9 protein-coding genes are annotated in these 12,161 nt (G+C 52.9%); 7 read left to right on the top strand and 2 right to left on the bottom strand.

Annotation, left to right across the window (positions count from 1 at the left end):
* Positions 1-116 precede the first annotated feature (116 nt).
* Entirely contained in the window at positions 117-1,508 is a 1,392-nt protein-coding gene (locus tag M6D81_RS16145) for a hypothetical protein (RefSeq protein WP_262677947.1), read from the bottom strand.
* A gap of 89 nt (positions 1,509-1,597) precedes the next feature.
* On the opposite strand from M6D81_RS16145, the gene M6D81_RS16140 reads away from it, so the two are divergent.
* Positions 1,598-2,581, top strand: coding sequence for a Gfo/Idh/MocA family protein (locus M6D81_RS16140; protein WP_262677946.1), 984 nt, complete (start codon positions 1,598-1,600; stop codon positions 2,579-2,581).
* Between the two features lie 361 nt (positions 2,582-2,942).
* Positions 2,943-3,146, top strand: coding sequence for a hypothetical protein (locus M6D81_RS16135; RefSeq protein ID WP_262677945.1), 204 nt, complete (start codon positions 2,943-2,945; stop codon positions 3,144-3,146).
* Between the two features lie 44 nt (positions 3,147-3,190).
* Here the strand turns inward: M6D81_RS16135 and M6D81_RS16130 are convergent, their stop codons facing one another.
* Entirely contained in the window at positions 3,191-4,165 is a 975-nt protein-coding gene (locus M6D81_RS16130) for an aldo/keto reductase (protein ID WP_262677944.1), read from the bottom strand.
* A gap of 188 nt (positions 4,166-4,353) precedes the next feature.
* Between M6D81_RS16130 and lplA the strand changes: the two genes are divergently transcribed.
* From lplA to M6D81_RS16105, 5 genes are all read left to right on the top strand, one after another.
* Positions 4,354-5,343 (top strand): lipoate--protein ligase, encoded by a 990-nt coding sequence (gene lplA, locus M6D81_RS16125; protein ID WP_262677943.1) that lies wholly within the window; start codon positions 4,354-4,356, stop codon positions 5,341-5,343.
* 7 nt (positions 5,344-5,350) lie between these two features.
* The gene (locus tag M6D81_RS16120) at positions 5,351-5,587 is read left to right on the top strand and encodes a hypothetical protein (RefSeq protein ID WP_262677942.1); all 237 of its coding nucleotides are present in this window, start codon (positions 5,351-5,353) and stop codon (positions 5,585-5,587) included.
* A 70-nt stretch (positions 5,588-5,657) separates the two neighbouring features.
* Complete coding sequence (locus tag M6D81_RS16115; RefSeq protein ID WP_262677941.1) at positions 5,658-7,055, top strand: sulfatase; 1,398 nt, start codon at positions 5,658-5,660, stop codon at positions 7,053-7,055.
* Between the two features lie 216 nt (positions 7,056-7,271).
* Positions 7,272-8,414, top strand: a complete 1,143-nt coding sequence (locus tag M6D81_RS16110) for a response regulator (protein ID WP_262677940.1) — start codon at positions 7,272-7,274, stop codon at positions 8,412-8,414.
* A 276-nt stretch (positions 8,415-8,690) separates the two neighbouring features.
* The gene (locus M6D81_RS16105) at positions 8,691-12,119 is read left to right on the top strand and encodes a cadherin-like beta sandwich domain-containing protein (protein WP_262677939.1); all 3,429 of its coding nucleotides are present in this window, start codon (positions 8,691-8,693) and stop codon (positions 12,117-12,119) included.
* Positions 12,120-12,161 lie beyond the last annotated feature (42 nt).

The raw sequence follows: 12,161 nt of genomic DNA, 5'->3' as shown, positions 1-12,161 counted from the left end.
ATGCACATGCTCTCATCGGCATCCGACGAGGCGCAGGTGAATTATGCTCGTATTATGCAGTTCGTAGAGCGATTAGTCTTGCAGATGGAGTGCTTATTCCACTTATCGTGCAGCCGTTAGTCAAGCATGCGCATGCGCTCCTTCAGCTCTTCATAGAGCTGATTCGTCGCCTCGGGGTCTTCTTCGTTGTATACGATATGCAACCCGTCCAGCTTCATGACGATGAATGGCGGAGACTTCTTGAACACATACAGCTTCGCCTTGCCCAGCTCGCTCAGCTTGAAGTTGCCTCTGGCATAGGCGGAAGTGGCGATGCCGTCTGACTTGAAGCCGCTTGGCATCTGGTCCTCCAGATGAATCTCTATCACATCGTCAAGCTGGAACGTATAAGGATAGCTGGTATCCTGAATGGTCACCGTTCCGCGTTCATCGATTGCAAGTGCAGGTGCTGACGTATCGGCTCGCACAATCATGATGGTGACGGGAATAAGAATGGCAAGCACGAGCACCGGCACGCCGTAGAAGATCATTCTGCCTCCGGCTGTTGCCATATTGACGGTATATCCTGCGCCGATGCGCTTCGCCGTCCATACTTTGCTGTCAGCTTTATTGTAATAATGAATGCCGTAGCGCCAATGCACGTCATTGTCCGCTTGATAGCAGATTCCGTCTGTGTTGGCATAGCGGTACTGCAGGTTGCGAATCAGATTATGGACGTAATAGATGGCCATGATCGGCACGAGCGAGATGACGAATATGCCGCCCAGCCACAGCTCCGGATCGGCCGAATTGCCTTGCGACAGTACATAATAGGCGATGAATGCGTTCGCCGCTTCAAAGACGGCCATACCCAGCCACAGCATAGACCAGTAACGTCTGGCAGCATGGTGGATGGCGATATTCGCGGCGGGATTCAGACTGTATGCGCGCGGTCTGCCGCCTGTGAACGCTATATTGATGGCGAAGACAACGCCGGTCATCAATAGGGAAGCGACTCCTGTCATGCGAAGAAGGAAATTATCGTTGCCGAGCGATAATACAATCAGTAGGATCGACATCGCTGCAGGAATGAGGAACCAATAGAAGGATAGCGGAGTCATGGCCGTATAGCGTTCGATATCGCCGCCGATGTTAATCGTCCGGGATTTGCCTACGAACCACTTGTTATTGCGCTTGAGCAGCATGGCCCGGTGGTGAATGCGCTTGAATGCGGCAGTGGAGGTGTATATGAGGCTGGCGGTCCACAGCAGCAAGTAAATGAAGGCAAGCGAAAAGAAGCCGCCAAGCAGAAAGATCGGCAGCAGCGTTACGAATGCAGTGATGCTGTACATGGCAATGGATTTGCGGTACTCTTGCTGCAATCGCGTCAACTGTTCATCGGCCAGCGCTTTCTTCGGCCAGGTGACGCCGAACCATAGATTGTCCTTAGGCTTGCTGGAGCTGATCAGAATGGTCCATAGCGTCAAATGAAGCAGAATTCCGATAATAAACAAGATGATAGAATCCAAGAGTTGTCCCTCCTGATGAAACAATAGTTGTACTAGCTTCCCAATATATACTAGAAGATTGATGCTTGTCAAAGAAGGAGATGTTAGTAATGATACGATTTGGCGTAATCGGAACCAATTGGATAACGGACCGCTTCATTGCGGGAGCGCGGCTGCATGAGGAGTTCAGGCTGCAGGCTGTCTATTCGCGCAAGGAAGAGACGGGGCGAGCGTTCGCGGACAAGCACGGCATTCCGCATGTATTCACGAATACGGAGGAGATGTTCGGCAGCGGGGAGATCGATGCGCTCTATATCGCCAGTCCCAATATCTTCCATGCGGAGCAAGCGATGGCGGCCATGAAGCACGGCCTGCATGTGCTGTGCGAGAAGCCGGTCGCCTCCAATGCGCGCGAGTTCGCAGAGATGATCGCCGTCGCCAAGGAGAATGGCGTCCTGCTGATGGAAGCGGTGAAGTCTACATTCATGCCGGGCTTCGAAGCTGTGAGGGAGAATTTGGGCCGGATTGGCCAGGTGCGCCGATACTTCGCAAGCTTCTGCCAATATTCCTCCAGATACGACGCCTACAAGGCGGGCAATGTGATGAATGCGTTCAAGCCGGAGCTGTCTAACGGCGCTTTGGTGGACATCGGCATTTACTGTATCTATCCAGCCGTCGCGCTATTCGGCAAGCCGAAGGCGGTGAAGGCGACGGGGTATATGCTGGAGAGCGGCGTCGATGGCGAGGGCAGCATTTTGCTGGAATATGAGCATATGGATGCGGTGTTGATGTATTCCAAAATCACGCATTCGTCGCTGCCTGCGGAAATTCAAGGGGAGGACGCCAGCCTCATCATCAACAAGATTAGCGAACCGACGGGGATTACGCTCGCTTACCGCGATGGGCGCTCGGAAGAGCTGTCGCAGCCGACGGTGGAGCATAATATGTTCTACGAAGTGGCGGAGTTCATCTCTCTGATCAAGGAAGGACGCATGGAATCAGCGGTGAACACACATGAGGTGTCCATGCTCACCCTGGAGATTATGGATGAAGCGAGACGGCAATTGGGACTGGTGTATCCGGCGGACAGGTAAGAGGGCTGGTGTTTCCGGTGGAGCGGTAAGAGTGACTGGCGTATCTGGCATGGTGGTAAGAGGGACTGGTGTGTCCGGCGGGGCAGTAAGAGTGGGATGGTGAGAGGGGCTGGCGTGTCTGGTGGGGCGGTAAGGTGGGATGGTGAGAGGCGTATCTGGCAGGGGGGTAAGGTGGACTGGTTTTTAGACTAACTGGATTTATAGTAATTAATATTACAAATTTTAGTTAATTCCGTACGACTAACTGGATTTCATGTCATTAATGATGTCTTGAAGTGCACTTCAAGACATCATTGCCAAAACTAGCTGTATTTTTTCCAGTAAGTCGCCTATACGCGAATTTCGGATCGTCAATAACTGTATGAAATCCATCTGGCAATATTGTGGGGGATTGGGGAGCGGCACTGTCAACGCATTAGTCGTGCCGCTGGAGAGCAATCGGCAGCACTATCAACGCATAAGTCGTGCCGCCGGAGAGCAATCGGCAGCATCGTCAACGCATAAGTCGTGCCGCCGGAGAGCAATCAACAACAATGTATGCGCATTAGCCTTGCCACTGGCGTAACGGTGCCGGCGCCAACGCCAGCGCCAGCCAACACGCTGCCTTCTCTACGTCAGCCTGTAGACCGCGAACGGCTCGCCGCTGCGGAACGGTGCGCTGACACGGTCAAGCTCGGCCAGCATATCGTCGTCCAGCTTCAGCGCTACGCTGGTCAGGCTATCCTGCAGCTGGGCGGTGCGCGTCGCGCCGACGATAACTGTGGAGACGGCAGGCTGAGCCATCAGCCAGGCGAGCGATAGCGCGCCGGGCGTCGTGCCGACGGCTGCCGCCAGTCTGCCCACCGCATCTCCGAGCGCCATAACATCTTCGCCGAGGAAGCGCCGGAAGTTCGGGTCCGTATCCGCTCGCGAGCCTGCCGGAACTTCGGCTTCGGCACGATACTTCCCTGTGAGGATGCCCCCGGCGAGCGGGAAGTACGGGATAATGCCGACCTCCTGATCCAGACAGAGGGGCACCAGCTCGCGCTCCGGCGTACGGTCGGCGAGCGAGTAGCAGGTCTGGATGGAAGCATAGCGGTTCAGACCGAGCCGATCGCTAATGCCGAGAGCTTTCATAAGCTCCCACGCATAGTAATTGGATGCCCCGATATAGCGCACCTTGCCCGATGCGACCATATCCTCCAGCGTCCTTAACGTTTCCTCCAGCGGCGTGTCAGGATCGAACGTGTGAATCTGATACAGGTCGATGTAATCCGTTCTGAGCCGCTTCAGGCTTTTCTCCAGTTCCCCCATAAGATGCCTTCTGGAAGAACCCTTGTCGTATGGCCCCGAGCCTGTCGGCAGACCGGCCTTCGTCGTCAAGACGACTTCATGCCGCATTCCCTCCAGAGCTTCGCCGATGATTTCCTCCGATTTCGTACCCGCATAGATGTTGGCAGTGTCGATGAATGTCATTCCCTGATCGATTGCATAACGGATAATGTCCATTGAGGCTTGCCGGTCGGCTCTCTTGCCGAACGCGTTCGTGCCAAGTCCCAGCTTGGACACCTTCAAGCCGCTGCTTCCCAGACGACGGTATTCCATCTCGCATCTCTCCTTTCAACTATACCTGTGAGTGGTTGATCAATCTTATCTGTTCCATTCCTGTGAGTTCTTCCGTTGCTCCCCAGTATAGGGCAAGTTGAAGCGGATTGCGAGAGGGGCTATAATGCAGATGACATGAGCTATTAGCCATGAGTGACTCAAATATGAGGCTATTGGAGGAACAACCTATGCGATTCGTAAGCAACAACGGGAATACGGACCCGGCGCTGAATCTGGCGCTGGAGGAATACATATTGCGGTCATTGCCGGATGACGACTACTTGCTCTTCTATATCAATGAGCCGTCTATTATTATCGGCAAAAATCAGAATACGGTCGAGGAAATAAATGCAGATTATATGAAGGAGAACAATATTCACGTTGTGCGCCGCTTGTCCGGCGGCGGAGCCGTCTACCACGACCTTGGCAACTTGAACTTCAGCTTCATTATGCGCGACGACGGCGCTTCGTTCCACAACTTCAAGAAGTTCACGGAGCCTGTCGTGAAGGCGCTGCAAGGCATGGGTGTCGACGCCGAGCTGACGGGGCGCAACGACTTGCAAGTCGGCGAACGGAAAATATCCGGCAACGCGCAGTTCCATTCCAAGGGCAGAATGTTCAGCCACGGCACGCTGTTGTTCGATTCCGAGATCGAGAATGTCATCTCCGCGCTGAAGGTGAATGCGGAGAAGTATGTGTCGAAATCGACAAAATCGATCCGGAGCCGTGTCGCCAATATTTCCGAATTCCTGCAAGAGCCGATGGAGATAGAACAGTTCCGGCAGGCGCTGCTGGCCTCAATTTTCGAAGGGATGGATGAAGCTCCAACCTATGAGCTGACGGATCAAGACTGGGAAAATGTGCAAAAATTAGCGAATGAGCGCTATCGCAGCTGGGAGTGGACATACGGCCGTTCCCCGGCGTTCAACATGCAGCAGCGCAAGCGGATTGAAGGCGTCGGCACGTTCGATGTACGTCTGCAGGTTGAAGACGGCGTCATTGCGGATGCCGCCATATTCGGCGATTTCTTCGGACGGGGCGAGAGCGGCGAGGTGGCTGCAGGGCTTATCGGCAAGCGGTACGATGCGGATGAGCTGCAGAAGTGGAGCGACCAGCTGGACTTGCCGTATTACTTCGGTCCGATTACCAAGGAACAGTGGCTTGGGCTGCTGATGTAGTCATATAATGGTAGAACCGCTAGCGACGGGATATTTGCATCACCGGATCGGCTCTTCTTCTATGAGGGCGACGATCGACTCTTTTCAATCTTTGGCGATGAACGCGGTAATGGTCGCGACGGGGCTTGGGTTTGGCTACTTTTCATCCCTTCTGGCCATCTTCGGAGGATTTTGTTTTCTGGGCGTCGTCTGCGCGATATATGCGGGATGGTACCTGCTTGTCTCAAGACGAATTAGCGATTGAAGCAACTGAGCGCGGAATGGTTGTGCTTATGCACGCAGACTTTTCATTGGAGAAGAGGGAGAGGTTCATCATGCGCACAGCGCCGAATATTGTGTTTATACTGATTGACGATATGGGTTGGAAGGACCTGCAATGCTACGGAAGTGACTATTATGAGACGCCGAATCTGGACCGGATGGCGCAGGAGGGCATCCGTTTCACGGATGGCTATGCCGCATGCCCGGTCTGCTCGCCTACGCGGGCAAGCGCCTTGACGGGCAAATACCCGGCGACGGTAGGCGTGACGGATTGGATCGACGATACGGGCAATTATCATCCGTGCCGCGGCAAGCTGGTCGACGTGCCTTATGTGAAGCAGCTTCCGCTGCATGAGCGGACGATTGCGACGGAGCTGAAGGAGGCGGGCTACCGGACATGGCATGTCGGCAAGTGGCATCTGGGCGGAGAAGGCTACGAACCGGAGTGTCATGGCTTCGATATCAATGTCGGCGGCAGCAGTTGGGGCTGTCCGAAGAAGGGATACTTCAGCCCATACGGTCTGGCGGCGCTGGAGGACGGGCCGGAGGGTGAATACTTGACCGACCGGATTACAGACGAGGCTATTGCGCTCATCCGTCAGAAGGATGATCGTCCATTCTTCCTGAATCTGTGGCATTATGCCGTCCATACGCCGATTCAAGCGAAGGAGGAAGACATTGCACGCTTCCGGAAGAAGGCAGAGGAGATCGGATTGGATGAGATTGAGCCATTCGAAGTGGGAGAAGCGTTCCCTACAGAGCAGAAGCGGCATCTGCAGGTGACGCGCAGACTGCTGCAGTCCGATCCCGTCTATGCGGCTATGGTCTATAATCTGGACTGGAACATCGGCCGGCTGCTGGACGCGCTGGAGGAAGCGGAAGTAGCGGACAATACGCTCATTGTCTTCACTTCCGACAACGGCGGCCTGTCTACGGCGGAAGGCTCTCCGACCTGCAATGCTCCGCTCAGCGAAGGCAAGGGCTGGATGTACGAGGGCGGCGTGCGCGAGCCGTTCATTATGCGGTGGCCCGGCGTCATTGCACCCGGAGGAGTATCGGAGGAGCCCATTACGACGCCGGATCTGTACCCCACCTTCATGGAAGCGGCGGGTCTGGGGGCGAAGCCGTCCCATGTGATCGACGGAACAAGTCTCATGCCGTTGCTGAACGGCGCGGGAGCGCTGGAGAGAGAAGCGATCTTCTGGCATTATCCGCATTACGGTAATCAAGGCGGGACGCCGGGTTCATCGGTTCGGATGGGCGATTACAAGCTGATTGAATTTTATGAGGACGGCCGTCTGGAGCTCTATCATTTGCGCGAAGATATAGAAGAGAGCCGCAATCTGGCCGAAGCGGAGCCGGAGCTGGCGGAGCGGATGAAGCGGAAGCTGGATGAATGGCGGCTGTCGGTCGAGGCGTTAATTCCGCAGCTTAATGAGGCGTATAGCTGAAGATATCAGATTCGTGAGATAAAAAATAGAGTTTCGCTAAAAATTCAATTAATCCCCGTGATTAATAGTGACCGGGAATAATAGAAGAGACACAAAACACAAGGATACCTGTGTTTCGTGTCTCTTTTTTTAGAAGTTGTATAGATGGGAATTGTACGATAGCTCTATTAACCTGACTGTGCAAAAAGATAACGGAAAGCATTGGGGGGGATGGATATGTCGATAAAAACGATTCTGGTTGACGATGAGCGGCTAGCTCTGTTCAATTTGGAGAGGATGATCAGCAAATATCAAGAGATTGAAGTAATTGGCTCTTATATGGACGCCATTCAAGCGTTGGAACAAATCCGCATTCAACAGCCGGATGCGGTTTTTCTTGATATTTGGATGCCGGGTCTGGACGGGATAGAAGCGGCTGAACGAGTGAAAGAAATATCTCCGTACATATCTGTCGTTTTTGTTACCGCTTACGACGACAAATCGGTCAAAGCATTCGAGATTAATGCCCTGGACTATCTGTTGAAGCCCGTTGAAGATGAACGCCTTGAGAAAACAGTGAAGCGACTGGTACAGTATCGTCAAATGCTGGGGTATGTTGAACCGGAACAGACGCTGTCGTCCGTTCACTTTCAATGTATGGGGGCTATGCAGCTTGTCGTCCGGAACGACTCAGCAGATCAGCCGACATGGCGTACCGTGAAAGTAAAAGAATTGTTGGCCTACTTGTTTCATCATCGTGATCAGATCGTTAGCAAGGAGGCTCTACTGGAATTGCTATGGCCCAATGTAAACGAGAAGAGCGGGCTTACGAATCTGCATACAAGCATCTATCGTATTCGGAAACAATTGAAGTGTTGCCAACTTGAAGACCACTTCCGATTGCAGCATACCGATTACGGCTACAAGTTAACGATGAGCGGCGTTACGGTTGATATTAATAACTGGGAACAGAACCTTTCGTCCTTGAAGAGCCTATCGTTGTCCAATGTCAATCAGTATGAAGAAATTCTGAATGCGTACAGCGGCGACTACTTTGCGGATGATAATTACGATTGGGCGGAGATAGAACGCCAGCGAATAAGGTCAATATGGATCAGGCTTGTTAGGGAGGTAGGACAATTCTACACGAAGGAGCGGCTGTTGACCAAAGCTTTGAGAGTGTACCATCAAGCCAATAAAATCGATCCGCTCTCTCCGGACATCATGTTGGGAATTCTGAAACAGTACGATATGTTGAATGACTCTGAATCCGTGGAGAAGCATTACCAGTCCTATAAGCGGTTGCTGGACAAGGAACTGGCTGTGCAGCCGGACCAAGAGATTGTAGATTGGTTTGAGGGGCGGAAGGTATTCATTTAGAGCAAGTCGATTCCTACAGCCAAAAAAGCTGCTTTCTTTTGCGAAGTTTTGCAGAGGAGAGCAGCTTTTTGGTGGGGGTACTGAGGAGCTTTTGGAGACAGGCAGTTGGTCATTGATTGGTCAGAAGGGCGTACTATACTGAGAAATAATGAGTATTTCATACATATTTCTACATTCACAACAAGGAAAGAGGTGTCGTCTATTAGCGGATAAAGTCGAATGACAGGCGAATTTGCAGGGTGAAACTTAGTAACTAAAAGGAGATGGAATTGCTTTATGAAGCGAATGTATCAACGCTCATGGTTATCCATGCTGCTAATTATGTGCATGATCGTAACATCTGTCGGATTTATAGGAGGGGAGAGTGCGAAGGCTGCGGGAAAAAGTTTTCATCATCCCATTCATCAGTCGATCTATACGAACGACCCTCCGATCCATGAGACGGTTACCGTATCCGAAAGCACTTATCTGCCGAAGCAAACGGCGCATCTGCTTATTTATGCCAACGATGTGGACGAAGCTCAAGGAGAGTGGGACATCGTCTATTGGAACGGCGAAAATCTGGGCTTTCTGAGCGGACAGAACGAGCAGAACAGTACGTCTGTATTCACGCTCGATCTTGCAAAGGTGCTGCTCGCCAATGATCTTCAGATTGATGTAACTAACGGTCTTGGCAGCTCGAATAACTGGTTGCTCAATGCATATTGGGCGCAGCTCGTCATTGACAGAGGCCCGATGGTTGAGGCGCAGATTGCGAGTCTGCAGCCGACATCGCCCGTTGCCGGAACGGTCAATGTTGCCGTCGTTCCGCAAGCGATTGAGCCAGGAGACTACTATCTGGAAGTGAACCTGATCGACGATGAGACGGGTTACAATAAAGGCATTCATACCCAGGTCTTCTTGGGTGCTGCCGCCGGACAGCAATTCCCGGTAACGTTCGATGTTACATCTCTCGCGCCGGGCAAGTATACGGCCAATGCCATTCTGTACAGCTACGACGATACGCAGACGGCGCCAGAGGACAAGTTGGGAATGGTTCAACACATCTTGTCGAAGACGATCGATACCCGTCTTGTGCTGGAAGACGTTGATTTCACACCTGTAGGCGGAAATGGACAGATTCTCTTCCAGCCGTACCCATTCGATCCCTATACTACGGAATATGAAGCAGCAGTTCCATACGGGACGAATGCCATGACACCGGCAACGGTTCTACCGGGTTCCTTGCCAGCAGGAGCGCAGTTGGCGCTCCAGGTTAACGGTCTTGGTTATACAGATGTCGTTCCCGGAAATACGGACGATATTCCATTGCAGGTAGGACGCAACACGATCCAATATAAGGTCTATACGCCGGATAATCCGGCAGGCGTGGTCTACACGTTCACCGTTGATCGCGCGCCTAAGCTCGAGAATCTGCAAGCGAATGCGGGAGACGGCATTGCACCGGAATTCGACGGCGATACGCCAACTCCATCTCCAGGATACCGGACCACGGTCGCCAATGAGCAAGATGCAATTGCGCTGACGCCGCAGCTGCCAAGCGGCGCGGATGAGAACACGACAATTAGCGTGAAGGTGAATGACGGAAACTTCGCTGAAGTTGACAATGGTGTCGTTACAGACGACCTTCCGCTCCATGTCGGCCGCAATACGATTATCGTGCGCGTCACTTCACCGGACGGTGTGATCTCTACCGAATATCCGGTATACGTTGACCGCGAGCCGGCGCTTGCAGCGCCTGGATTAAGCGAGGGTGAAGACGAGCTGGCTCCTGCATTCAGCAGCGGCGTATACGACTATTTCACGACAGTGGGTCATACGAGTACTCCAATTGCATTGACGCCAGTCGTTCAGGACGGAGAGAAGATTGAGGTTAGAGTGAACAGCAGCGATGAAGCCGACTATCAAGCGGCCGACAGCGGCATGACGACAGATGATCTGGACTTGATTGCAGGCACCAATGTGATTGAAGTGCGTGTGAAGTCCCCGGATTATGACGCCGAGCTTGCGGGCGTTCCGACGGAAGAGAAGCTGGATCTGGTGAGAACATATACGTTCACGGTGATCAGGAATCCGTTCTTGACCGACATTGTCGTCCAGGACAATGATCTGAAGACCGCGTTCGATCCCGATGTATTGGAGCATGAGACGAAGAACACGATTCCGTACTCGCAAGCAGGCGTTAAGGTAACGGCCGTGACAACGGACGAGCCTGTCAAACTGGAAATCCGCGTGAACGATGGCGACTATGCTCCGATCAATAGCGGGGAGCTAAGCGACAATCTGCCGCTGAGAAACGGAAAGAACAAGATAGAAGTGAAGGCCACTTCGATCAACCCTGCAGACCAGTCCGAGTATTCCACTGTCTATACGGTATATGTCAATAAGAACTATCCGCCAAGTGCATATATTCCTCCGGCTTCGCAGCTGAATGCGGGCAAGGACGGCTCCGGGAATTCTCTGCTGGTAACAGATGTGATCGGCAATGAATTGCGACTGTCGGGTTACTTGCTGGACGCCGGCGGCAAGAAGCTTAATCGCTCATCCTTCCCGATCAGTGCGGAAGGTGAGTATACGCTGACTAATCTTCCGGCAGGTGAGTACAAGATGGTATTTACAGTTAAATCTCCAGACGGTCAAGAGCTGGCCGGCCACGTGGCTGAGCTGGAAGTGGATGCGTCCGGCAAGCACAAGGCGGACGGCCGGATGATCGATCCTCGCAGCAAGGTGTCCGATGCACTGACAGGCGATGCGCTGGAAGGCGTTGCGATTACGTTATACTGGGCGGATACGGAGCGGAACCGGGATAATGGCCGTACTCCGGGGGCAATTGTGAAGCTGCCTGTGCTGAACAACTTCGCACCACATAAGAACAGCGCTGCGCAGATAACGCTGGCCGACGGTGAATTCGGCTGGGTTCCATTCGTGGAGGGCGATTATTACTTTGTCGCAGAGAAGGAAGGATATGTCGCGTTCGACAGCCGTGAAGATTCCCGCAGTGGCAGCTTCGGAGAGGGCAGCTCGATCGGCGGCGGTATTATTTCCATCGGCCAATCGATTGTCAATTACGACTTCTCGATGAAGCCTGAAGGAGCAGCGCTTCACGAGCCGTATATGAAGGGTTATCCGGACGGCGAATTCAAGCCTGACAGAGGCATTTCCCGCGCCGAGCTGGCTGTCGTGTTAAGCCGTATCATTCCGGAAGGGAAGTCTGTGCGAGACATACCTGATCTTGCTGATCTGACGCCAAGATTCTGGGCTTCGAACGCTATCGATAAGGCCTTGCAGCAAGGATGGATGAAAGGGTACTCCGACGGCACATTCAAGGCCGACAGATTCGTAACGCGGGCGGAGATGGCTCAGGCCGTCTATAACATTAAGGCTGCCGAGCTTGAGGAGTCCGGCGACATCGGCTTTACAGACATTGACGGTCACTGGGGAAGAGTAGCGGTCAAGTCGATTGCGAGTCAAGGGTGGATGACAGGCGATTCCAACGGACAGTTCCGCCCGAACGATTACATTACTCGTGCCGAAGCCGTGACGCTGTTCAATGGACTGCTGGGACGTAATCCGGAACAGACCAGTCAGAAGCCGAGATGGTCCGATGTAGGGAGCGACCATTGGGCTTACATGGATGTAATGGAAGCGTCCGTCGCGCATGAATATAATGAAAACGAAAACGGATTGGAAGTTTGGGCGGAATAGATAAAATAGAATCAGCTTGAACTTCCAGATGATTGCCCGGTA

Source organism: Paenibacillus sp. J5C2022, assembly GCF_025567625.1.
In the GTDB taxonomy this organism is placed as follows: Bacteria; Bacillota; Bacilli; order Paenibacillales; family Paenibacillaceae; genus Pristimantibacillus.
The sequence above is the reverse complement of the archived record's forward strand: the minus strand, read 5'-3'. Positions and strand labels throughout refer to the sequence as shown.

Bases quoted from the DNA above. Each gene is read 5' to 3' on its own strand.
- M6D81_RS16140 (WP_262677946.1), top strand. From the start codon at position 1,598: ATGATACGATTTGGCGTAATCGGAACCAATTGGATAACGGACCGCTTC.
- M6D81_RS16135 (WP_262677945.1), top strand. From the start codon at position 2,943: ATGAAATCCATCTGGCAATATTGTGGGGGATTGGGGAGCGGCACTGTC.
- M6D81_RS16130 (WP_262677944.1), bottom strand. From the start codon at position 4,165: ATGGAATACCGTCGTCTGGGAAGCAGCGGCTTGAAGGTGTCCAAGCTG.
- lplA (WP_262677943.1), top strand. From the start codon at position 4,354: ATGCGATTCGTAAGCAACAACGGGAATACGGACCCGGCGCTGAATCTG.
- M6D81_RS16120 (WP_262677942.1), top strand. From the start codon at position 5,351: ATGGTAGAACCGCTAGCGACGGGATATTTGCATCACCGGATCGGCTCT.
- M6D81_RS16115 (WP_262677941.1), top strand. From the start codon at position 5,658: ATGCGCACAGCGCCGAATATTGTGTTTATACTGATTGACGATATGGGT.
- M6D81_RS16110 (WP_262677940.1), top strand. From the start codon at position 7,272: ATGTCGATAAAAACGATTCTGGTTGACGATGAGCGGCTAGCTCTGTTC.
- M6D81_RS16105 (WP_262677939.1), top strand. From the start codon at position 8,691: ATGAAGCGAATGTATCAACGCTCATGGTTATCCATGCTGCTAATTATG.